Annotated in this window: 17 protein-coding genes and 1 pseudogene; 13 read left to right on the top strand and 5 right to left on the bottom strand. The window is 60.3% G+C overall.

Features of this window, described 5'->3' with window-relative positions; all coding sequences use genetic code 11:
- Positions 1-120 precede the first annotated feature (120 nt).
- The 4 genes and pseudogenes from ACP7DW_RS03400 to ACP7DW_RS03385 form a co-directional block, all read left to right on the top strand.
- Positions 121-1,359, top strand: a pseudogene (locus ACP7DW_RS03400) (malic enzyme-like NAD(P)-binding protein); the annotation flags it as partial.
- Between the two features lie 251 nt (positions 1,360-1,610).
- The gene (locus tag ACP7DW_RS03395; protein WP_426053406.1) at positions 1,611-2,822 is read left to right on the top strand and encodes an O-antigen ligase family protein; all 1,212 of its coding nucleotides are present in this window, start codon (positions 1,611-1,613) and stop codon (positions 2,820-2,822) included.
- A 51-nt stretch (positions 2,823-2,873) separates the two neighbouring features.
- Positions 2,874-4,607, top strand: coding sequence for a lipid A export permease/ATP-binding protein MsbA (msbA, locus tag ACP7DW_RS03390; protein ID WP_426053407.1), 1,734 nt, complete (start codon positions 2,874-2,876; stop codon positions 4,605-4,607).
- Positions 4,608-4,642: 35 nt separating this feature from the next.
- Positions 4,643-5,743, top strand: coding sequence for a glycosyltransferase family 9 protein (locus tag ACP7DW_RS03385; RefSeq protein ID WP_426053408.1), 1,101 nt, complete (start codon positions 4,643-4,645; stop codon positions 5,741-5,743).
- A 15-nt stretch (positions 5,744-5,758) separates the two neighbouring features.
- On the opposite strand, the gene ACP7DW_RS03380 is transcribed toward ACP7DW_RS03385, so the two are convergent.
- From ACP7DW_RS03380 to ACP7DW_RS03365, 4 genes are all read right to left on the bottom strand, one after another.
- Positions 5,759-6,367, bottom strand: coding sequence for a response regulator transcription factor (locus ACP7DW_RS03380; protein WP_426053409.1), 609 nt, complete (start codon positions 6,365-6,367; stop codon positions 5,759-5,761).
- Complete coding sequence (locus ACP7DW_RS03375) at positions 6,357-7,952, bottom strand: ATP-binding protein (RefSeq protein WP_426053410.1); 1,596 nt, start codon at positions 7,950-7,952, stop codon at positions 6,357-6,359. The genes ACP7DW_RS03380 and ACP7DW_RS03375 overlap by 11 nt, the downstream gene beginning before the upstream one ends.
- A gap of 112 nt (positions 7,953-8,064) precedes the next feature.
- Positions 8,065-9,453 (bottom strand): sensor histidine kinase, encoded by a 1,389-nt coding sequence (locus ACP7DW_RS03370; protein ID WP_426053411.1) that lies wholly within the window; start codon positions 9,451-9,453, stop codon positions 8,065-8,067.
- On the bottom strand, positions 9,450-10,136 hold the full coding sequence (locus ACP7DW_RS03365; protein WP_426053412.1) for a response regulator: 687 nt from the start codon (positions 10,134-10,136) through the stop codon (positions 9,450-9,452). Before ACP7DW_RS03365 ends, ACP7DW_RS03370 begins: the two co-directional genes overlap by 4 nt.
- A gap of 157 nt (positions 10,137-10,293) precedes the next feature.
- Here ACP7DW_RS03365 and ACP7DW_RS03360 point away from each other — a divergent pair, with 157 nt between their 5' ends.
- The 4 genes from ACP7DW_RS03360 (at position 10,294) to ACP7DW_RS03345 (ending at position 13,137) form a co-directional block, all read left to right on the top strand.
- On the top strand, positions 10,294-11,115 hold the full coding sequence (locus ACP7DW_RS03360) for a MipA/OmpV family protein (RefSeq protein WP_426053413.1): 822 nt from the start codon (positions 10,294-10,296) through the stop codon (positions 11,113-11,115).
- A 60-nt stretch (positions 11,116-11,175) separates the two neighbouring features.
- A complete protein-coding gene (locus ACP7DW_RS03355; RefSeq protein WP_426053414.1) occupies positions 11,176-11,757 on the top strand; it encodes a universal stress protein in 582 nt (193 codons plus the stop codon).
- Between the two features lie 43 nt (positions 11,758-11,800).
- Positions 11,801-12,793 (top strand): VirK/YbjX family protein, encoded by a 993-nt coding sequence (locus ACP7DW_RS03350; RefSeq protein ID WP_426053415.1) that lies wholly within the window; start codon positions 11,801-11,803, stop codon positions 12,791-12,793.
- Between the two features lie 113 nt (positions 12,794-12,906).
- The gene (locus ACP7DW_RS03345) at positions 12,907-13,137 is read left to right on the top strand and encodes a DUF6139 family protein (protein ID WP_426053416.1); all 231 of its coding nucleotides are present in this window, start codon (positions 12,907-12,909) and stop codon (positions 13,135-13,137) included.
- Positions 13,138-13,200: 63 nt separating this feature from the next.
- On the opposite strand, the gene dnaE is transcribed toward ACP7DW_RS03345, so the two are convergent.
- Positions 13,201-16,740, bottom strand: a complete 3,540-nt coding sequence (dnaE, locus tag ACP7DW_RS03340; protein ID WP_426053417.1) for a DNA polymerase III subunit alpha — start codon at positions 16,738-16,740, stop codon at positions 13,201-13,203.
- A 137-nt stretch (positions 16,741-16,877) separates the two neighbouring features.
- On the opposite strand from dnaE, the gene ACP7DW_RS03335 reads away from it, so the two are divergent.
- The 5 genes from ACP7DW_RS03335 (at position 16,878) to ACP7DW_RS03315 (ending at position 22,470) form a co-directional block, all read left to right on the top strand.
- Entirely contained in the window at positions 16,878-17,777 is a 900-nt protein-coding gene (locus tag ACP7DW_RS03335; protein WP_426053418.1) for a sulfurtransferase, read from the top strand.
- A gap of 969 nt (positions 17,778-18,746) precedes the next feature.
- Entirely contained in the window at positions 18,747-19,517 is a 771-nt protein-coding gene (gene rfbF, locus ACP7DW_RS03330; protein WP_426053419.1) for a glucose-1-phosphate cytidylyltransferase, read from the top strand.
- On the top strand, positions 19,517-20,584 hold the full coding sequence (gene rfbG / locus ACP7DW_RS03325) for a CDP-glucose 4,6-dehydratase (RefSeq protein WP_426053420.1): 1,068 nt from the start codon (positions 19,517-19,519) through the stop codon (positions 20,582-20,584). Before rfbF ends, rfbG begins: the two co-directional genes overlap by 1 nt.
- An 18-nt stretch (positions 20,585-20,602) precedes the next feature.
- Complete coding sequence (gene rfbH, locus ACP7DW_RS03320) at positions 20,603-21,928, top strand: lipopolysaccharide biosynthesis protein RfbH (protein ID WP_426053421.1); 1,326 nt, start codon at positions 20,603-20,605, stop codon at positions 21,926-21,928.
- Positions 21,929-21,936: 8 nt separating this feature from the next.
- Positions 21,937-22,470, top strand: a complete 534-nt coding sequence (locus tag ACP7DW_RS03315; protein ID WP_426053422.1) for a dTDP-4-dehydrorhamnose 3,5-epimerase family protein — start codon at positions 21,937-21,939, stop codon at positions 22,468-22,470.
- Positions 22,471-22,482: the final 12 nt, after the last annotated feature.

Below are 22,482 nucleotides of genomic sequence, written 5' to 3'. Positions count from 1 at the left end.
GCCGTTACCCAAAGCGGTTTTGAGACTCTTAAGTACAATCCAGCCTTGACAGCGTGCAAACGCTTGCATAACATGGCCCGGATTGACCACTCGGGCCTGGTTGCCCTTCCCAGAATTCTTATGTCTACTTCCCACAGCAAGCACGCCGAACAGAACGGCGAAACCTTCAACCTGAAAGAAGCCGCCCTCGCCTATCATGCGCAACCCCGCGCAGGCAAGATTTCCGTGACGCCAACCAAACCGCTGGGCGACGCCCGCGCCCTGACCCTGGCGTACTCGCCAGGCGTGGCCTTCGCCTGCGAAGCCATCGTGGAAGATCCGCGCACGGCCGGCATCTACACTTCGCGCAGCAACCTGGTGGCCGTGATCACGAATGGCACGGCGGTGCTGGGCCTGGGCGATATCGGCCCGCTGGCCAGCAAACCAGTCATGGAAGGCAAGGCTTGCCTGTTCAAGCAATTTGCCGACGTCGATGTGTTCGACATCGAACTGGCCGAGAACGATCCCGACCTGTTCATCGACACCGTGGTGCGCATGGAGCCGACCTTCGGCGGCATCAACCTGGAAGACATCAAGGCGCCCGATTGCTTCTATATCGAGCAGCAATTGCGCAAGCGCATGAACATTCCCGTCTTCCACGACGACCAGCATGGCACGGCCATCATCGTCGCGGCCGGCATCCTGAACGGCCTGGAACTGGTGGGCAAGGATATCGGCAATGTGAAAGTGGCCGTCTCGGGCGCGGGCGCGGCCTCGATCGCCTGCCTCGACCTGCTCGTCTCGCTGGGCCTGAACAAGTCGCTGCTGAAAGTGTGCGACAGCCAGGGCGTGATCTACCCGGGCCGCGATGCCAATATGGAAGAGAACAAGGCGCGCTACGCGAACGACACGAGCGACCGCGACCTGGCCGATGCCATGCTCGGCGCCGACATCTTCATCGGCGTCTCGAAGGGCGGGGTGGTGAGCGCACAGATGGTCGAATCGATGGCCGCCAAGCCGTTGATCTTCGCCCTGGCCAATCCGCATCCGGAAATCGCCCCGGAAAAGGTGCATGCCGTGCGCGACGACGCCATCGTGGCCACGGGCCGCTCGGATTACCCGAACCAGATCAACAACGTGCTGTGCTTCCCGTACATCTTCCGCGGTGCGCTCGACGTGGGCGCCACCACCATCAATGAAGAGATGAAGCTGGCCTGCGTGCGCGCCATCGCCGCGCTGGCCAAAGAACCGTTGCCGGGCCACGAAACCAGCGCCTTGAGCCCGCTGCAACTGATACCGTCGCCGTTCGACGAGCGCCTGCGCAGCTGGGTCGCGCCTGCCGTGTCGCAAGCGGCCATCGCCACCGGCGTGGCCACGCGCGTGCCGGCCAGCGCCTGAAACGCATGACCGGCCTGCCGGGCTTGGCAAAATAACAGCAAGTTACCATTGCTTACAAAAAAACCATGGCTGAAAACCATGGTTTTTTCATTTTCCCCTGGAGACCACCCAGATAGTTGTCGAAGAGTAAATTCCCGCTGAGCGTTTTTGCTGCCACCTTCGATTACAATGACGTCTACTTTATGTTGCTACAGTTGCCAGAATGGCGATGATGTGCGTTACCAAGGATATTCATGCTCGGCCTGACCTCTGTTTGTGTTTTTCTCTTTTCGGCATTGGCGCTGGCTGTCACCAGCGGATATTCCCTTGGTGCACTGGCGCTGCTGCTGGCCAGCAGCTGGCTGCTGTGGAAACGTCCCCGCCTGCATCTGCAGCGCCGCGATTATCTGATGCTCGGTACGCTGTTGCTTTACTTCTTCATTTTTACGGCCAACATGCTGTATCACGCCGATCCGGCGCGCGAACTCGACATACCACTGAGGGCGCTGCTGGCCGCGCCAGTGCTGCTGCTGCTGCTTGCTTATCCGCCGCGGCCGGAAGCCTGGTGGAGCGGTTTGGCAATCGGCGCTATCGCGGGCGCCGCCTTAGCGGCCTCACAATATATTCCAAGTAGCCACTTCCGGCCAAAGGCTGCCACCAGCAATGCTATTCATTATGGCAATGTCAGCATGCTGTTTGGCATGTTATCGTTATGTGGGCTCGAATGGGCCATCAAACAGCGCCACCGAATCGCCTGGAGCGTATTACTGCTAGCCGGCGGCCTCATCGGAATTTTCGGCTCCGTTATCAGCGGCAGCCGCAGCGGCTGGCTGGCGCTGCCCGTCTGCGGATGCATATTTGTCGTCTATTGTGCGGGAACACGCGGCAAGCACTACATGACTGGCCTGCTGATGGCGCTATTGGCCGTGGCGGTACTCTCCTACGCACTACCTAATTCACCTGTACGTGAACGCGTGACAGATGCCGTAAAAGATTTGAAAAAATTTGAAGACAGCGACAACGTCAGCACGTCCGTCGGCCAAAGGCTGGAAATGTGGCGCACAGCCTTAACTCTATCAGATGACCATATATGGCTCGGCATGGGACGCAACGGCTATTTAGATGCAAAGAAAGAGCTGTCGGCAGAAGGAAAAATGAGCGAAATCGTGTTGCATTACACCAATGCGCATAACGATTACATCGACTCCCTGGTCAAGCGCGGCATCTTCGGCTTTCTGGCCCTACTGCTGCTATTTCTGCTGCCGTTGACCCTGTTTGCACAAGCCCTGCTGCGCAGCACCGCTGCAGCGCACCCATTTGCGCTGGCGGGTGTGATGCTGTGCACGTGCTACATGATTTTTGGCCTGACAACGAGCTCGCTCACCCTGAATATCGGCATCATCATGCTGGTTTTCCCGATGGTGATATTGTGGTCCCTGCTGCGCCAGCAAGAACGCACTTCCTGAGCTCGTTTTCCGCCTGACCGTTTTTGCTGTCCCCTGCAAGGAACCATACCGATGCTCACGCCCGACCTGAAGCGCCTCACCGCGCTGCACGCGCCCTATAAGAAACATCTGGCCCTGGCCTTGCTGGCGATGGTCGTCACGGCGGCCACGGAACCGCTGTTGCCGTATGCGCTCAAGTTACTGCTCGACAATGGCTTTGGCGGCAAGGTCAATTTTTCCTTCTGGCTGGTGCCGCTGATCGTCATCGGTATCTTTGCCATGCGCGGCGCATCGACGTTTGCCAGCAGCTATCTGATGAGCTATGTTTCCACGCGCATTCTCAACGAGTTGCGGCGCAGGATGTTTGCCAGCATGCTGAACTTGCCCATCGACTTCTACAACACGCACACGGTGGGCAAAGTCATCAACTCCATCATGTTTGAAGTGCAGCAGATCATCGAAATGGTGACCAAGGTGTTTACGTCGATCGTGCGCTCCTCGCTGACCGTGCTGGGCCTGCTGGCGTGGCTGCTGTACCTGAACTGGGTGCTGACCCTGGTCACCCTGGTGCTGCTGCCTCTGCTGACCATCGTCGTGCGCACCACGGGCAAGCGCCTGAAAAAACTCAACCGCGACTCGCTGGCCGTCAATGCCGAGCTGACCCAGGTCATCGAGGAAACCACGCGCGCCCAGCAAGTGATCAAGATCTTCGGCGGCCAGGATTACGAAAAGTCGCGCTTCGAAGAACGTGCCGAACAATTGCGCCGCTACAGCATGCGCATGACGACGACCTTTTCCGCCACCGTGCCCATCACGCAGGTGATCACGGCCGCCGCCGTGGCCCTGGTCATCGTGATGGCCCTGTCCCAGTCGGAACAGGGGCAAATCACGGTCGGCGGCTTCGTCTCCTTCATCACGGCCATGCTGATGCTGCTGACACCCTTGAAGCAACTGGCAGAAGTCAACGGCCCCCTGCAGCGCGGCATGGCCGCCGCCGAGGAAGTGTTCCAGCTGATCGACAAGACGCCGGAACGCACGGGCGGCAAGCCGCTCACTGGCCGCAGCAGCGGCCGCATCGAGTTCAAGGACGTGAGCTTTGCCTACCCCGGACATCAGGAGCCGGCCCTGCGGCACATCGATCTGAGCATCGCGCCGGGACAAACGATCGCCTTTGTCGGCATGTCCGGCGGCGGCAAATCGACCCTGGTCAGCCTGCTGCCGGGCTTTTACTCGGCCAGCAGTGGCGAGATCTTGCTCGATGGACAGAATATCGATACCATCGCCCTGACCAGCCTGCGCAGCCAGATCGCCATGGTGAGCCAGCAGGTGGTGCTGTTCGACGACACCCTGGCCGCGAATATCGCGTATGGCGATGCGGCGCCTGACCGGCAGCGCGTCGAAGCGGCGGCGGCCGCCGCCTTCCTGTCGGACGTCATCGACGGCTTGCCCGATGGCCTGGAAACGCGCTTGGGCGACAACGGCTCGCGCCTGTCCGGCGGCCAGCGCCAGCGCGTGGCCATCGCCCGCGCCATTTACAAGGATGCACCCATCCTGATTCTCGATGAAGCCACCTCGGCACTGGATACGGAGGCGGAACGGGCCGTGCAAGCGGCGCTGGAGCACCTGATGCAAGGCAAAACCACCTTAGTTATTGCTCATCGGCTATCAACAATTGAACGGGCGGACCGTATCGTGGTATTGTCACATGGGAAAATAATGGAAACCGGCAATCATCAGCAATTATTGGATGCCAACGGCGCGTATGCCAATCTGCATCGCCTGCAATTTTCCCAGCAAGTGGTTTGATACCATCGACCCAATACCTGAAATCGTACTGATACATGACGCCTTTGATTCCCGCCGAACTTATACAAAAGTCGGACAAAATTCTGTTCATCGCCCATCTGGCGCTGGGAGACTTTACCTACCTGCAAAACGGCTTCCGTGCCTTCGCCGCGGCCTACCCGCATATTCAGATTCACCTGTGGGTCGACGAAGTCCGCCGCACATCCGACGCCAGGCAATGGGAAGGCTTGCGCACCTATTCGCTGTATGACTGGGTAGAACAGTCGGGCCTGTTCTCCAAGGTGTACCGCAAGACCTACAGCCCCGCGCTCTACGAAGAATCCTTGCGCGAAGCACAAGCGGAGCACTATCCTGTCGTCGTGTCGCTGGCCCACGTACGGCCGCAGCAGTACGCGGATCTTGCGCGCGCGATCAGCCCGCGTGGGCTGGTGATCGGCACGCGCAAACCGTTCAGCCCGCTACGCCCCTGGCATTACCTGGCCTACCGCAAGATCGATGCCGTGCTGGCCTCGTATGCGGGCCAGGATGCTGGCGAGCACCATATCAGCAGCGTGTATGCGGACTGGTTCCATCAATTGACGGGACTCGACATTCCCGTGGCAGAACGCTATCCCTTCGTGCACATTCCCGAACGCGCGTTGCAACAGGCGCAGGAACAGTTGAACGCCTGGGGCTTCGCCCCGCGCCAGGGTCCGCTCGTACTCCTGAACCCGTTTGCCAAGTCGCACAAGCGCGGCTGGCCGCTGGAGCGCATTGCCGAGCTGATCGCGCGCATGCAGGCGATGCCGAAGTGGGCAAATGCCTGCTTCCTGATCAATGCCATGCCGCAGGAACTGGCCAAGGTGAATGCCGTGGTGCAAGCGCATGGCTTGCCGCGCACGCAAGCCTTCAGCGCCGTCGACAACTTTTTCCAGCTGCCGGCCATGCTGGCGCAATGCGACCTGATTATTTCGGTGGAAACGTCGATCATGCATCTGGCGAACGCCGTGCATGTGCCCGTGGTGGCGCTGATGCGCAAGAAGAATCCCGAATGGGCCCCGTTCGACAGCGCCAACAGCACCGTCATCACGGTGGCGCGACGCAGCGACTGGGTCAAGGCGATCTCGGTCGATCAGGTATTGCAGACCATCGCCTAGCCAACGCCGCAGCGGCTAGCCGGTGCCCAGCATGCTGATGCGCACCAGATCGGCCACATTATCGACACCGAGCTTGTCCATCAGGCGCGCCTTGTGCACTTCCACCGTACGCACGGAAATGCCGAGCGCCGGGGCGATATCGCGGTTGTGCTGACCCGTCACCACCAACTGCATCACCTCGCGCTCGCGCGGCGTCAAGGCGCGCAGCAAGGCTTGCCCCTCCACCTGACGCTGCAACTGGCCGCGTGTGTGCGCCTCGCGCGAAAACGCCTCGTCGATGGCGGCCAGCAGCTTGTCGTGGTCAAATGGTTTTTCCAGGAAATCGCTGGCCTGCGCCTTGAATGCCTGACGTGCCAGCGCCACGTCGCCGTGCCCCGTGATGATAATGATGGGCAACATGCAGTGGAGCTCCAGCAGGCGGCGCTGCAGACTCAGGCCATCCATACCCGACATGCGGATATCGATCAGCAGGCAACCGGCCCACTCGGGCCGCCAGCTGTGCAGGAAATCCTCGCCACAGGAAAACAGGGCCGTGCGGTAGCCGCGTATACCCAACAGCAAACCCAGCGCATCGCGCACGGCGGGATCGTCGTCCACGATAAATACCGTCAAATTACTTGTCACCACACTCTCCCGTAGCGGCTGCACTGGCGTGCGCCAGGGGCAGGATAAAACGAAAAATCCCATGCTTGCCCACTTCGGCCCATAACTGGCCGCCATGCGCTTCGACGATGCTGCGGCTGAGCACCAGCCCCAGACCCAGACCGCTGGCCTTGGTCGAGACAAACGGTTCGAACAGGCGTGCGGCCAGGCTGTTGGAAATGCCGGGCCCGCTATCTTCCACGGACAGGCACAGCCGGCCGCCATCGAGCGGCTCGGCCGAGACCGTGATGCGGCGCTGGCCGCGCGGCTGGCCCATCACCGCATCCTGCGCATTGGCCAGCAAGTTACGCAGTACCAGCTCGATTTGCAGGCGGTCCGCATTGACGGCCAGCGGCGATGGCGGCGCCAGCAGCAGCTCGATGCCATGTTCATGGAACAGCGGCGTGAACTGGCGCGCCAAGCCTTCGATCAAGGCGCTTGCCTCCACCGCCTCGAGCTGCATCGCGCCGGTACGGAAAAAGTCGCGCAGGCGGCGCACCACGTCCGCGGCGCGTCCCGATTCAACGATCATGTGCCCGATGGCGCTCTGCAGCAAGGCGCCGTTCTCGCCCCGTTCCAGCAGGTATTCACACGCCTTGCCGTAAGTGGACAAGGCCGTCAACGGCTGGTTCAGCTCATGCGCGATCGCGGCTGCCATCTCGCCGGCAGCCGCCAGCCGCATCGTGTGTTTCAGTTCGTCAGCCACCTGGCGCATTTCATCGACGACGATGCCGATAAAAAATCCCACCAGGGCCAGCACAGCATCGAGCAGTTGCAATTCATAAAACTGAATATCGACCGCATGCGACCATTTCACCAGAGTGATGATGCATAGTTGCAATACAAACACGGCCAGCACGGCGCCATGCAGGCCCTGGCGCGAGGCGGCCCAGATCACGGGAAGAAACAGGAAATAGAAATGCTTGTATTCGGAACGCACGATGGAACCGAAGACACTCCACAGCACAAAGCTGGCCAGGGCCAGATACGCCAGGGTTTCCCAGCGCCAGACGGCGGCATGCAGGCGCTCCCGCCCGCGCTCACTGAACAGTACCCAGATCAGCGGCATCGACACCAGCATGCCGACCGTGTCGCCGATGCCGAAACGCCATACGGCCGTGCCCCACTCGCCGGCCGGTATGCGTCCCGTCAGCGACAGCAAGGAAATGTAGCCGAGCGCGTTGAGCACGGTGCCAAGCAACACGATGGCGACCCAGGCGCTCAGGCGGCGCCGGTTGTCAAAGATGTCGCCGCTGCTGAAACTGCGGCGCAGGACCGCGCCGATACCGCCATAGCCGAGCACCAGCCACGCCGAACAAAGCAAGGTCAGGGGCAGACCTGCCGGCATGCCGCGTACCAGCACCTCGCCAGCCAGCAAGGCGATAAACCACGGCAGCGCCGCCTTGCGGCCGTGAATCAGCCAAAACACCAGGCCCAGCGCGGGATCGGGATTCCAGGGGGTGATGTTCAGCCCGTACATCGGGTCGATATAGGTCGCCCAGTCAAACAGCAGATACAGACCGACAAAGGAGGGATATTGCAGGTAGCGGGACAGGAATGGACGCATAACGGTGTTTTTTGACTGTTCCCCATTATGCATCGCAGGCGCGCGCCACGCCATGCCATCTTGCGTTATAAGCTCACATCTTCATGCCATATCACAAAGCTCCCCAGCGCCCTCAGGCATCGGCCAAGGGCAACCTGACCTCCACCAGCAAGCCCATACCGCCATTACCGCTATGTAACTGAATCGTGCCGCCGTGCTGGCGCACGACAGAAGCGACGATGGACAAGCCCAGGCCGCTGCCCGGCTGCGCCTGCTGCGGCGCGCGGAAAAAGCGGTCGAACACGCGCGCATACAGCGCCGGCGCGATGCCCGGCCCCTGATCGGCCACATGCAACACAGCCTGGCCCCGCTCCGCATGCAGCGACACCGTCACGCTGCTGCCGCGCGGACTGTACTTGATGGCGTTTTCCACCAGATTGTCGATCAGCGAAACGAGGCTCTCGCGCTGTCCGGGCACGCTGAGCGAAACGCTGGCCTGCAACTCGAGCTCGATCTCCCCCGCCTGGGCCAGGCCGGACAGGGCCGCCAGCCGATCTTGCAGCAAGGTATCGAGCGCCTGCCGCCGCGGCAGCTCGCCGGCACCCGCCTGCACTTCGCTGCGCGTCAGCTGCAGCAGCTGCCCCACCAGGCGCGCGGCACGGTTACCACTGTTCAAGATGCCGTCCAGCAGCTCTTGCTGGCGGGCGTCATGTGCCTGGCCCTGCAAGGCCTCGACATTCACGCGCATGGCCGCCAGCGGCGTGCGCAGCTCATGCGTGGCGTCGGCGATGAAGCTGCGTTCACGCGCGGCACTGGCATCGACCCGTTGCAGCAGCGCGTTGATATTGTCGACCAATGCCGCCAGTTCGCCATGCGGTGGCTTGAAGGCCAGCGGGCGCAAATCCTGCGGCCCCCGCGCCGCCACCTCTTGCGCCACGCGGCGCCAGGGCCGCATGGCCAGGCGGATCGACAGCCAGGCCGGCAGCAACAGGAAAGGCAAACTGATCAGCAGCGGCAGCAGGTAATAGCCGTGTGAATTGATCGTGATGAAAAACTGCCATGGGCCGCCCAGCTCGAGCACCGTCACGCGCGTGCCCCCCTCAGTCAGGCTGCGGCTGCGCCAGGCCTGTCCCTTGATGTAGATCACTTCCATCTGATCAGGACCGGCGCTGCGAATACCGCTGGGCGCTGCGGGGGACTTGTAGAGCAGCTTGCCTTCGCGCCAGACCAGGATGCGCGGCGCCAGCTCAGGCACCTGGCCCATTTCAAACTCTTCGCGCAAGGCTTCGTCGATGGCGCGCAAGCTTTGCTCCTGTCGCTGCGGCTGCTCGGCCAGGTTATCGGCCACGCTGATAATGGCGTGCAAGACGCCACGGCCCACATTGCTTGCTTCGCCAGCTCCCTCGACCAGCACATACGCCACGGCAAGGCTCCACAGCACGGTCAGCATCAGCATTTGCGCCAGCATCAACCGGCGCAGCAGCGTAGGCCGGCGCAGCATGGCCCAGACACGCCCCATCATGCGCCGGCACCCGGCGGGGAGGATGTCTCGCCTTGCTGGTCGATGACATAGCCAACGCCGCGCACGGTACGGATATACCCTTCGCCTATCTTGCGGCGCAGGTTGCCCATATGCACGTCGAGGGTATTGCTGGCATTGGCCAGGCCGCCGGGCAGGATATGTTCCTCCAGCACGCGGCGCGTGATGACGCGGTTGGCGCGCATCAGCAAGGTCTTCAGCAGTGCATATTCACTGGCGGTGAGCTCCACGGGCCGGCCCTGCACGCTGACACGCCGCGTGGGCACTTGCAGCAGCAGGCCGCGCAATTCGATGGTGTCGCCATCGAAGCCATAGCTGCGGCGTGCGAGGGCGCGCACGCGCGACAGCAACTCGGCCAGCACGAACGGCTTGACCAGGTAATCGTCGGCGCCACCATCGAGGCCGCGCAAGCGCTGTTCCAGCGTATCGCGGGCGCTGAGGATCAGCACCGGCAGGCGCGCCGCGCGCAGCCGGGCCAGCAAATCGAGGCCATCGCCGTCCGGCAAGCCCAGGTCCAGCAGCACCAGTTCGCAGCTGTCGTGCTCGATGCTGCGCGCCGCGTCTTCCAGGCTGCGCACCCACACCACTTGCATGCCCTGGTCACGCAAGGCGATGCGCACGCCATTGCCCAGGTCCATGTCGTCTTCTATCAGCAGTATCTTCATGGGGAGTATTAAACCACCGCAAGCTGAAGAATGGGTAAAGAAGCATTCTTCATGCGATCTTAATAAAGGGCTCATTTTTCCTTCATGGCACAGGCCGATACTAGCCGCAGTCAATCGAGCCACTCCGGACTCGGTTCTCCACCTGACGGAAAACTCCATGCACGCACCCACAACCCTGTTGACCTCGCTGGCACTGGCCTGCGGTCTGAGCCTGAACCCCCTGGCCGCCGCGGCGGCCGAACCGGCCGCGGAAAATGTCTTCACCATCGGCGGCGGCGTCGCTGCCGTGTCCAGCTATTCCGGCGCCGACAAACTGTCGGCTTCGCCGCTGATCATCCTCGACTATGCCATGGCCAATGGCCTGTTCATCAGCACTTCGCGCGGCATCGGCTATGGCGGCCAGGCAGGGTCATTCAGTTATAGCGCCGCGCTGGGCTACCGCGGCAAGCGAGAAGACCACAAGCGCACGGGCGTCAACGGCTGGGGTGGCAGCGATTATCTGAAGGGCATGGGAGAGGTCAAGGGCAACGCCAGCGCCCTCCTCAGCGCAGGCTATTCGCCATTGCCGGGCCTGTCGCTGAGCGTGTCGAGCGACATTCCCCTGTCGAATCGCGAAAATGGGGCGAACGTGCATTTCGGCGCAACAGGCCAGGTCTACGGACGGACCGATGCCAAGGGTGTGCAGCAGGACAGCGTGACCATCGGTGGCCAGCTGGGCTGGGGCGAGCGCAAGTACGTGCAGACCATGTATGGCGTCACGGCCACCCAGGCCGCGAACACCTCGTTCAAGCAATACACGCCCAAGGGCGGTTTCTATGAAGCACAGGCCACCGTCAACTGGGAGCACCGCTTCGACGCGCGCTGGAGCCTCAATACCCTGGTCGGCGTCGAGCACCGCATGGGCGACGCGGCCAAGAGCCCCATCGTGCAGCGCAAGACCTCCCCGGTCGGCGCCGTATATGCCACCTACCGCTATTAAAACCGGGGCGACATAAGGGAAACCCGTACGCTGTTTCGCCAATTTACAGCAGGGGGTGGCATGGATAAGATGACATGCTTTTCCGACTATGGCCATCCATCCATGCATGCATCGCGCCTTGCCCCGCAACGTCACCGCGCCCCGGACAGCACCGCGGGCGCGGGCGGCAAGACGGGCCAGGATACCTTGCTGCTGCTCTTGCCCGTCAAGCGCGCCAGCGACATCATCTACGGCGCGCGCTACGCCAGGCGCTTGCAGGAATGGGGCATCCCGGTCAGCGTCAGCCTGCTGCACGTGACAGCGGCGCCACGGCACCAGGCCGATGGCATGCCCCGGCACAGCGCTGGCGCATGCCATGCGCTGGACCTGGCCACACAGCAGATGATGCACGAGGCGGGACTGTATCTGAGCCGTTCGCAGCTCGCCTTCAGCACGCATATTGTCGCCGGCGAGCTGCTGTTTACGATCCTCGATACGGCTGAATTGCTCGGTTGCCACGAAATCGTCCTGCCGGCCCTGCGGCACGGTCCCTGGCAACGCCGCTTTGCCGGCGCGCTGGCACGCAAGCTGGCGCGCGCCACGCGCAGCGCCACGGTCTTGATGGCCGATACCGACGGCATGAGCGGGCCGCCGCCTGCCTGAAGCGCAGCCGGCGCCCGCCATACACACACATGGAAACTCTTTGATGACACAAACTATTACCCTGCATGCCGGCCTGAGCAATATGAAGCCGGGCATGTCCCGCGTGCGCGAGCTGCTCAAGCTGCAATTGCGGGCACATTTGCAGCATAGGCAGACGCGCATCTGGCTGCAGCTGCTCAACTCCCATCCCGTGTTCCAGGACTTGCTGCAAGCCTATCCGCGCATGATGCACAAGGTGTACCGCCATTACCTGAGCACGAACCTGTCATGCCGCCAGCGCGTCGCCTTGCTGGTCGAACACTATCATTTCATCCTGCAACAAGGCTGGGGCAAGCTGATGACGCAGGCGGCGCGCGCCCCCGTGCGCCTGGGTACCGTACCGGGAAAATCGGGCGCGCCCTACCACCTGCAGCTGTGTTCGCTACAACCGATGGACCGCGAAGGCGAGATGGTGCTGCAACTGGCGCGTGGCGATGATGTGATCTACTCGGTCGCGTTTACCTTTTTCGGTTCCCGCGCGCGCGCCAGCATGGGCGTGGGCATCGGTTGCCTCCAGGGTCCGCGCGGCGCGGAAGGCTTGCGCCGGGTGCGCGAAGCCACGCGCGACCTGCATGGCATGCGCCCCAAGGCCCTGATGGTGCGCCTGGTGCGCCAGCTGGGACATGAACATGGCTGCCGCAATATGGTACTGGTAGGCAACGCCAACCGGGCCGTCCACCATTCCGCCAAAAAGGGCCGGCTGTTCGCCGACTACAATGCCCTTTGGCAAGAACTCGGCGCCCAGGTACGCAAGGATGGCGATTTTGAGCTGCCATGCGAAAACCTGCCCCTGCCTGCCCTGGAAGACATTCCGTCAAAAAAACGCTCGGAAGCACGCAAACGCCACGAACTGATGCTGGCCATGATCGGCAGCCTGCGTAGCGGCCTGGACGCCCATCGCAGCCCGCTGCAGGTCGCCACGGCAGGCACTGCGGCAGCCGCCAACGAGGCACGGCAAGCGGCCGACCTGGAAGACGAAGACTACGCTGCCGCCTGAGCCCCCCCTGCGGCACACGCTTCAACCCATGCGCGGCACAATCCTGTTACGCTAGCGCTATCGGTATGCACATGTGGTGCGCCGGTTCCCCCAACGCTTACTAGGAGGCATTCATGCGCGTAGACATCTACCGCCGGGCCGAGCACGACGGCATTTTTTCCTACCTCGCCGTGCCGGAAGGAAAGATCATTCCCGAAGAGGTGACCAATACCGACTGGCAACTCGAAGCGCGCGCCAGCGAAGTGGCCGACGATGCCGAGATCTTGCCCGACTACCATATCGAACAGCCGCACCAGCAGATCGCCGCCAAGGGTTACGCGATCACGGGCCTGAAAGACATGTAAACGAACAAAGCCAAACCAGCATGCCTGCGGTTTGGCTTTATTGTCTGCGCCGGGCGGTGCCGGTCAGTATTCGACCGCCACCTCTTGCGCGCCCAGCATCTGCTCGAGCGCCATCTGCAATTCATCCGATGGCGCCACTTTCCACTCATCCCCGAACTGCAGCACGCAACTGACACCTTGCGGGCTGACCCGCGCAGCGATCGGCAAGCCCGTCTCGGCCCGGTGCGGCAGGATCACGTCACGGATGCGCTTGGCGTCCAGCGTGGCCGGCAAGGTCAGGCCCAGCTGGCGGCCATACTGCACGCGCGCGGCGATGATGTCGAAGGCGCTCTCGGCCGTGATGCGCAAGCCGCCCGAGAAACGGTCTTCCGACACCTTGCCCACGACGGCGAGGAATTCATCTTCCTTGAAGATTTTCCGGTTGGCATCGAACAATTCGCCATACACGGTCACTTCCACCGTGCCGCTCTTGTCGTCCAGGGTGACGATGAGAATCTTGCCGCGCTGCGTCATCTGCGTGCGCAAGCCCGTGATGACGCCGGCCATCATGCGCGGTTCGCGCGACGGTGACAATTCAGACAGTTTCGTGCGCGCAAAACGGCGCGCCTCGGGCGCATACGAGTCGAACAGATGGCCGGACAGATAAAAGCCCAGGGCGATCTTTTCTTCGGTCAGGCGCTGCTTGTCGCTCCACACGGGCACTTTGACGTACTCGGGCGGCGCCACCATGTCGCTGTCGTCGCCGCCGAACAGGCTCACCTGATTCGCCGCCTTGGCGGCCTGATCGGCGCACTCCATGGCGAACGCCACGGATGCGAGCAGGATGGCGCGGTCGATCTTCAGGCAGTCGAAGGCGCCGCTGCGTATCAGGGACTCGATGGTGCGGCGGTTGATCTGCTTTTTATCCACGCGCTTGCAGAAATCGAACAGGCTGGTGAAGGGTCCGCCCGCCTCGCGCGCGGCGATGATGGCTTCGATGGCGTTCTGGCCGGAACCCTTCACGGCACCGAGGCCATAGCGGATCTGCGTGACTTTCTTGCCGCTCACCGACGGCGCGGCGCCGCTCGGCGTGAAGCGGTAGTCCGATTCGTTGATATCCGGCGGCAACAAGGTCAGCTTGCAGATTTCCAGCGAGTCTTCCACCAGGATCTTGATCTTGTCCGTGTCGTCCATGGCCAGCGACAAGTTGGCGGCCATGAAGGCGGCCGTGTGGTGCGCCTTCAAATACGCCGTGTGGTACGACAGCAAGGCGTAGGCGGCGGCGTGCGATTTGTTGAAACCATAGCCGGCGAACTTTTCCATCAAGTCGAAGATCTCGTCGGCCTTGGCGGCCGTCAAGCCATCCTTGGCCGCACCGGCTCGGAAGATCTCGCGGTGCTCGGCCATCTCTTCGGCCTTCTTCTTGCCCATGGCGCGGCGCAGCATGTCGGCGCCGCCCAGCGAGTAGCCGCCGACGATCTGCGCCATCTGCATCACCTGCTCCTGATACACCATGATGCCGTAGGTTTCGGACAGAATCGCTTCCGTGCGCGGATCGGGATAATCGAAGCGTTCGCCGTGCTTGCGCTTGCAAAAGTCGGGAATCAGGTCCATCGGACCCGGACGGTACAGCGCCACGAGCGCGATAATGTCTTCGAAACGGTCGGGACGCGCGTCTTTCAGCATGCCCTGCATGCCGCGCGACTCGAGCTGGAACACGGCCACGGTCTTGGCCTTGGTCAGCAAGTCATACGACGGCTTGTCGTTCAGCGGCAAGGTGGCCAGGTCGAAATCGGCTTGCGCGGGATCGAGCTGCTTGATGTAGCGTACGGCGCGGTCGAGGATGGTGAGCGTGGTCAGACCCAAAAAGTCGAACTTCACCAGGCCGACGGCCTCCACGTCATCCTTGTCGTACTGCGACACGACGCCCGAGTCGCCACCCTGCGTGTACAGCGGGCAGAAATCCGTCAGCTTGCCCGGGGCAATCAGCACGCCCCCCGCGTGCATGCCGATATTGCGCGTGATGCCTTCGACTTGCTGCGCCAGCTCCAGCAACTGCTTGACCTCTTCCTCGTTTTCCAGCCGCTCCTTGAGCAGCGGCTCTTCCTCGATGGCGTCGGCGATCGACACGGGTTTGCCCGGCTTGAACGGGATCAGCTTGGAGATGCCGTCGCAGAAGTTGTAACCGAAGTCCATCACGCGGCCCACGTCGCGGATCGCGCCCTTGGCGGCCATGGTACCGAAGGTGGCGATCTGCGAGACGGCCTCCTTGCCATACAAATCCTTGACGTGCTGGATGACGCGGTCGCGCCCTTCCTGGCAAAAGTCGATATCGAAGTCGGGCATCGAGACGCGTTCGGGATTGAGAAAACGCTCGAACAGCAGGTTGTACTGCAATGGGTCCAGGTCGGTAATGAGCAGCGAATACGCCACCAGCGAACCGGCACCCGAACCACGGCCCGGGCCGACGGGCACGCCGTTTTCCTTGGCCCACTGGATAAACTCGGCCACGATGAGGAAGTAGCCGGGGAATTTCATGTTGCAAATCGTGTCCGTCTCGAATTTCAAGCGCGACTCGTAGCGCGGACGCTCCTTTTCACGGCGCTCGGGATCGGGATACAGCTGGATCAGGCGCTTTTCCAGGCCCGCCTGTGATTCGGCAACGAGGAACTCGTCGATCGTCATGCCGGGCGGCGTGGGGAAGTTCGGCAGTTGCGGCTTGCCCAGGGTCAAGGTCAAATTGCAGCGCTTGGCGATTTCCACGGAATTGGCCAACGCGGCCGGCAAGTCGGCGAACAATTCCGCCATGTCGGCCTGCGACAGGAAGCGCTGGCTGTCGTTGAAGCGCTTCACGCGCTTGGCGTTGGCCAGCATTTCGCCTTCGGCGATACAGGTGCGGGCTTCGTGGGCAATAAATTCCTCTGGAGAAATAAATTGCACGGGATGCGTGGCGACCACGGGTAAACCGAGCTTGGCCGCCAGCGCCACCGCATGGCGCACCTGCGCTTCCTGGTTGGCCTGACCGCCGCGCTGGATTTCGACATAGAAGTGGCCGGGGAAAATCTCGGCCCAGCGCTGGGCGTTGCGTTCGGCCAGGGCCAGGTTGCCATTCTCGATAGCAATGCCAACATCGCCGAAATGCGCGCCGGACAGGGCGATCAAGCCATTCGCCGCGCTTTCGCCCGGGTACAGGTCGTAGGTATTCGTCGCCAGCGCCTGCAGCCACTCGATGCGCAGCTCGGCACGTCCCTTGTACTGGTTGGTCAGCCAGGCCATCGACAGCAGTTCGCACAGTTGCAGATAGCCCATGCGATTCTTCGCCAGCAACAGCAACCGCGACGGTTTTTCGCGGTTGTCGTCATTCGTGATCCACACGTCGACGCCGACGATGGGCTTGATGCCCTTGCCGCGCGCTTCCTTGTAGAACTTGACCATGCCAAACAGGTTCGACAGGTCGGTGACGGCCAGCGCCACCTGCTTGTCCTTCGCCGCCGCCTTGACCACGTCGTCGATGCGCACCAGGCCATCGACGATCGAGTACTCCGAGTGCACGCGCAAGTGGACGAAGGCGGGACCGGGCTGCACCGCTTGCTGTGAACCTGCCGGAGCGCCGGCCTCTTGCATTACCATTTCCATCCTGTGTACCGTTTCGTGCAAAATTCAATGGGGTCTATTCTACCGCGTCGCGCGTGCGGACCGGGTATCCGGCCTGGCCCGTCGGGCTTATAATATCGGCTGTTCAGTCTAAGCCGATCGCCATCATGCAAGCCATCACTCCAGCAACACCCGCCGTTTCCGCCGCCGTCAGCCCACCCGCCGTCACGTTTGTCAATATCGCCGCGTATAAATTCATTACGCTAGCCGATACGGAAGCCATGCGTCCCTTGTATCAGGAGCAATGCCTGGCGCTGGAACTGAAGGGCACGATCCTGCTGACACCGGAAGGCATCAATATGTTCCTCTCGGGTACGCGCGAGCATATCGACAGCTTCCTCGCCTGGGTGCGCAGCGACGCGCGTCTGGCCGATCTGGAATGGAAGGAAAGCTTGTCAATCGAGCAATCACACAAGCGCATGCTGGTCAAGCTGAAAAAAGAAATCATCACCATGCGCATGCCGCTGATCAAGCCGGAACTGGGCCGTGCCCCGTCCGTCGACGCGCACACGCTCAAGCGCTGGCTCGACGCCGGCGTCGACGATGCGGGCAAACCCGTGGTCATGATGGAAACGCGCAACGCCTTTGAAGTGGACGTGGGCACGTTCAACAACACGCTCGATTACCGTATCGACAAGTTTACGGAATTCCCGGCCGTTGCCGCCGCGCACAAGGAAGAACTGGAAGGCAAGACGGTCGTCACCTTCTGCACGGGCGGCATCCGCTGCGAAAAGGCCGCCATCCACATGAAGGAAATCGGCTACGACAGCGTGTACCAGCTCGACGGCGGCATCCTGAAGTATTTCGAGGAAGTGGGCGGCGAGCACTACACGGGCGACTGTTTCGTGTTCGATTACCGCACGGCCCTGAACCCGAAACTGGAACCGACGGAAACCGTGCAATGTTTCGTCTGCCGCGCCGTCGTCACGCCGCGCCAGCAGCTGGCGCCTGAATACGTGTATGAGGTGTCTTGTCCGCATTGCTACGGCAAGAAAATCACCCAATAACGTCGGACAAAAATGATGAGAAAGAATGTGTGGCTTGGTGGCCACACATGGCGGTACGCGTTTGCCCTGGCGCTCCAAGGCATTGTAGTGAGCGACCTGAAATGGCCACCACGCAATGACTAAATAGTGAATCTTTCAACATCGTTGGATATTCCACCAGGCACTCGTCCTGCTCCCTCTAAAACGCAAGCAAATGTAACAGCATTGGATTTATTTTTGACTTTAATAAACACTGCTTGTCTCCACAATAGTAATTGCCGTTTCGATATTTTTAATATCAGGCATTATTACGTGCTTTATTTCATATTCTTTCCAATCTGCCTGTCACCGGGCGGCGTCTGTTGAAGCGATGCATACATGGCAATTCCATGTATTCTGAATTATAATCGAGAGTTGATTGTATCTTTTCCCATAGGAAATTTTAGATGATTTTGGTAACAAGTGAGCCGGAGTTTATTATTTTGTAATTTCACTCATGCTGACTCGGCTTACACAGAACGATGAACCTGTAATTGATGTGATAAGCACGCTTGCGCGGAAAGTTTGCACAACAGACATTCAGTCAACCTGGCTATATGCCAACCGGTTTTCTATTCATGATGCTCCGAACTATTGAAATTTAAATAACAATAACAAAACTACTCAGGCAGGCTGTAGTTCGGAGAGCTAAATGGTACATAGCCGGGCACTGGAACAGCACTCAGGCAGGCGCAGACAAGCGCCTGCCATCGCGACACCCTCAGGGGCGCCACGCTTACACAAATTGCAGGATGATGGCAAGCACGGAGATATCAACTTGAGCGATGCGGAAAGACAGGGACAAGAGCGGACATAGTGGCATGTTGCCTGACATGCACACCGAATTTATACTTTGCCGCCAGGCACTGCACTGGCCGGTCAGTTGTTCGGGCACCAGCCTGCAAACCGATGAAACAGGCAAATTTACTTCGTTCAATAGGAATAATAAAAATGAAAGCAGTCATTCTTGCGGGTGGCCTCGGCACCCGGATCTCAGAAGAGACCCACACCAAACCCAAGCCGATGATTGAAATTGGTGGTAAGCCAATTTTGTGGCATATCATGAAAAGTTATTCAAGCCACGGCATCAACGATTTTGTGATTTGCTGCGGCTACAAAGGCTATGTCATCAAGGAATATTTCGCGAATTATTTCCTGCATACGTCGGACGTGACGTTCGACATGCAGAATAATCAGATGGAAGTGCACGCGCGTAATGCCGAACCGTGGAAAGTCACGCTGGTCGACACGGGCGACGAGACCATGACCGGCGGGCGCCTGAAGCGCGTCAAGCAGTACCTGGAAGGCGAAGAAGCGTTCTGTTTCACCTATGGCGATGGCGTCAGTGATGTCAATATCACTGAATCGATCGCCTTCCACAAAGCGCACGGCAAAATGGCTACCCTGACCGCGACCCAGCCTCCGGGCCGTTTCGGCGCACTGATCTTGGACGGCCAGAAAATCAATAGTTTCCAGGAAAAACCGCAAGGCGATGGCGCCTGGATCAACGGCGGCTATTTTGTATTGTCGCCAAAGGTCATCGATTACGTCGCGAACGACAGCACGACCTGGGAAAAGCAGCCGCTGGAACGCCTGGCCGCCGAAGGTCAGCTGGACGCTTTTTTTCACCGCGGTTTCTGGCAACCGATGGACACCCTGCGCGACAAGGTGCACCTGGAAGAGCTGTGGCAATCGGGTAAAGCTCCCTGGAAGGTGCGCTGATGGACGCAGCATTCTGGCAAGGCAAGCGTGTTTTCCTGACCGGTCATACCGGCTTCAAGGGCGGTTGGCTGAGCTTGTGGCTGCAGCAATTGGGCGCCGAAGTGACCGGTTATGCGCTGGAAGCGCCCACCACCCCTAGCCTGTTTGAAGTGGCGAGCGTGGCGCGCGGCATGGTTTCGATTATCGGCGACGTGCGCGATGGTGAAGCGCTGAAGCGCGCCATGGCACAAGCGCGGCCTGAAATCGTGATCCACATGGCTGCCCAGCCGCTGGTGCGTTATTCGTACGTCAATCCGGTGGAAACCTACGCGACCAATGTGATGGGCGTGGTCAACCTGCTCGAGGCCGTGCGCGCCACCCCGGGCGTGCGTTCGGTGGTTAATGTTACCAGCGACAAGTGTTATGAAAATCGCGAATGGCCATGGGGCTACCGCGAAAACGAAGCGATGGGCGGTTACGACCCCTATAGCAACAGCAAGGGCTGCGCCGAACTGGTGACGGCCGGCTACCGCAGTTCATTTTTTAATGCCGAGAAGTATGCGGAACATGGCACTGCACTAGGCAGCGGCCGCGCCGGCAATGTCATCGGCGGTGGCGACTGGGCGCTGGATCGCCTGATCCCCGACATGCTGCGCGCCATCGGCGCTGGGCAGCCGGTGATGATACGCAATCCCCATTCGATCCGGCCGTGGCAGCATGTGCTCGAACCGCTGAGCGGCTATCTGACCCTGGCGGAAAAACTGTACACGGAAGGTCCCGTGCATGCCGAGGGCTGGAACTTCGGTCCGCACGACACCGATGCCAAACCGGTCGAGTGGATTATCGAACGCATGACGCAGGAATGGGGCGCGGGCGCGTCCTGGTCGCTCGATGGTCAGGATCATCCACACGAAGCGACCTATCTGAAGCTCGATTGCTCCAAGGCCCGTGGCCAACTGGGCTGGCATCCGCGTTGGGACATCGGTCAGACGATCGCCAAAATTGTCGAATGGCATAAAGCCTGCGACCAGGGCGCAGACATGCGTGCAATGACGCTGGCGCAAATCACTACTTATCAAAATACCTAACAAATTGAAGGCTGTACCATGAACGAACAACTGACCCAACAACAAATCCGCGAACAGATCGCTGCCCTGGTGGCGCAATATGGCGCACTGGCCAGCGTACCGAAACCATTCGAACCGGGCGTGACGGTGATTCCACCTGCCGGTAAAGTCGTTGGTGCCCCTGAGATGGGCCTGATGGTCGAAGCCTCGCTGGACGCCTGGCTGACGACGGGTCGTTTCAATGACGAATTTGAAAAACGCCTGGCCAAGTTCATCGGTGTCGAATTCCTGATTACGGTCAACTCCGGTTCGTCGGCCAACCTGGTCGCCTTCTCGGCGCTGACCTCACCGAAATTGGGCGCACGCGCGATTCAGCCCGGTGACGAAGTCATCGGTGTGGCGGCGGGCTTCCCGACCACCGTCAATCCTATTTTGCAGTTTGGCGCCGTGCCCGTGTTCGTCGACGTGGAACTGGGCACCTACAATATCGATGCCTCCAAGATCGAGGCGGCCATTACCGACAAGACCAAGGCCATCATGCTGGCCCACACCTTGGGCAACCCGTTCAATCTGGAAGTCATCGTCGCACTGTGCAAAAAATACAATCTGTGGCTGGTGGAAGATTGCTGTGACGCCCTGGGCGCCACCTATAACGGCCAGATGTGCGGTACCTTCGGCGATATCGGCACCATGAGCTTTTATCCGGCGCACCACATCACCATGGGTGAGGGCGGCGCAGTGTTTACCAACAATCCGGAACTGAAAGCGATTGCCGAATCGTTCCGCGACTGGGGCCGCGACTGCTACTGCGCACCGGGCAAGGACAATACTTGCGGCCAGCGTTTCTGCTGCAAGCTGGGCACGCTGCCGGATGGCTATGACCACAAGTACACCTACAGCCACCTGGGCTACAACCTGAAGATCACCGACATGCAAGCGGCATGTGGCCTGGCGCAGATGGACCGCGCGGCCGGTTTCGTGCAGGCGCGCAAGGACAATTTCAACTACATGAAAAACGGCCTGCAAAGCTGTGCGGAGTTCCTGATCCTGCCGGAAGCGACGCCAAACTCGGACCCATCGTGGTTCGGCTTCCCGATCACGTTGCGCCCGGAAGCCAATGTGGACCGGGTCAACCTGCTGACGTTCCTCGATCAAAACAAGATTGGTACCCGCCTGCTGTTCGCCGGCAACCTGACACGCCAGCCGTACATGATCGGGCGTAACTACCGCGTCTCGGGCGAGCTGACGAATACTGACCGCATCATGCACGACACGCTGTGGATTGGCGTGTTCCCTGGTTTGACCAAGGAGATGATGGACTTCTCGATCAGCAAGATTGAAGAATTCTTTGGTGTGAATTTCTAAATTACATTATGAAACTACTAAAAGAACTCCTTCCCGCCTGTTTTTTGCTTGAGCCTAGCCGCTTTGAAGATGCGCGTGGCACCTTTGTTAAAACCTATCATGAAGGTATCTGTAAAAGCTTAGGTGCCAATCTGGATATCCAAGAGGAGTTCTATTCTATTTCACGCCAGGACGTCATTCGCGGCATGCACTTTCAGCTGCCACCGCACGATCATGACAAGTTGGTTTACTGTACCCGCGGCGCCGTCCGCGATGTGCTGCTAGACCTGCGAAAAGGACCAAGTTACGGCAAAGTAGCTTCCGTCGACCTGTCTGGAGAAAACGGCCTGATGGTCTTTATTCCCAAAGGAATCGCCCATGGTTTTGTGGCGCTCACAGAGGAAGCGTTGATGCTGTACAAGACCAGTACGGTGCACACCCCGTCTGCCGACTGCGGCATCCACTGGGACAGCTTCGGATTCGATTGGCAAGTGACGCGACCGCTCCTGTCGGCGCGCGATGAGCAGCACGGCGTCTTTGCCGATTTCATTTCTCCGTTTTAATAGGAAATGTTC

Origin of the sequence: Janthinobacterium sp. PSRC1-1, assembly GCF_049897525.1 — a bacterium.
Taxonomy (GTDB): Bacteria; Pseudomonadota; Gammaproteobacteria; order Burkholderiales; family Burkholderiaceae_D; genus Janthinobacterium; species Janthinobacterium tructae.
This window is presented reverse-complemented; position numbering and strand designations above follow the sequence as displayed.

What these genes read in the sequence shown, in the direction of transcription:
- ACP7DW_RS03345 (WP_426053416.1), top strand. Translation starts at nt 12,907, where the DNA reads ATGCGCGTAGACATCTACCGCCGGGCCGAGCACGACGGCATTTTTTCC.
- ACP7DW_RS03355 (WP_426053414.1), top strand. Translation starts at nt 11,176, where the DNA reads ATGGATAAGATGACATGCTTTTCCGACTATGGCCATCCATCCATGCAT.
- rfbG (WP_426053420.1), top strand. Translation starts at nt 19,517, where the DNA reads ATGGACGCAGCATTCTGGCAAGGCAAGCGTGTTTTCCTGACCGGTCAT.
- ACP7DW_RS03385 (WP_426053408.1), top strand. Translation starts at nt 4,643, where the DNA reads ATGACGCCTTTGATTCCCGCCGAACTTATACAAAAGTCGGACAAAATT.
- ACP7DW_RS03315 (WP_426053422.1), top strand. Translation starts at nt 21,937, where the DNA reads ATGAAACTACTAAAAGAACTCCTTCCCGCCTGTTTTTTGCTTGAGCCT.
- msbA (WP_426053407.1), top strand. Translation starts at nt 2,874, where the DNA reads ATGCTCACGCCCGACCTGAAGCGCCTCACCGCGCTGCACGCGCCCTAT.
- ACP7DW_RS03370 (WP_426053411.1), bottom strand. Translation starts at nt 9,453, where the DNA reads ATGATGGGGCGTGTCTGGGCCATGCTGCGCCGGCCTACGCTGCTGCGC.
- ACP7DW_RS03360 (WP_426053413.1), top strand. Translation starts at nt 10,294, where the DNA reads ATGCACGCACCCACAACCCTGTTGACCTCGCTGGCACTGGCCTGCGGT.
- ACP7DW_RS03350 (WP_426053415.1), top strand. Translation starts at nt 11,801, where the DNA reads ATGACACAAACTATTACCCTGCATGCCGGCCTGAGCAATATGAAGCCG.
- ACP7DW_RS03375 (WP_426053410.1), bottom strand. Translation starts at nt 7,952, where the DNA reads ATGCGTCCATTCCTGTCCCGCTACCTGCAATATCCCTCCTTTGTCGGT.
- ACP7DW_RS03395 (WP_426053406.1), top strand. Translation starts at nt 1,611, where the DNA reads ATGCTCGGCCTGACCTCTGTTTGTGTTTTTCTCTTTTCGGCATTGGCG.
- dnaE (WP_426053417.1), bottom strand. Translation starts at nt 16,740, where the DNA reads ATGCAAGAGGCCGGCGCTCCGGCAGGTTCACAGCAAGCGGTGCAGCCC.
- rfbF (WP_426053419.1), top strand. Translation starts at nt 18,747, where the DNA reads ATGAAAGCAGTCATTCTTGCGGGTGGCCTCGGCACCCGGATCTCAGAA.
- ACP7DW_RS03335 (WP_426053418.1), top strand. Translation starts at nt 16,878, where the DNA reads ATGCAAGCCATCACTCCAGCAACACCCGCCGTTTCCGCCGCCGTCAGC.
- rfbH (WP_426053421.1), top strand. Translation starts at nt 20,603, where the DNA reads ATGAACGAACAACTGACCCAACAACAAATCCGCGAACAGATCGCTGCC.
- ACP7DW_RS03365 (WP_426053412.1), bottom strand. Translation starts at nt 10,136, where the DNA reads ATGAAGATACTGCTGATAGAAGACGACATGGACCTGGGCAATGGCGTG.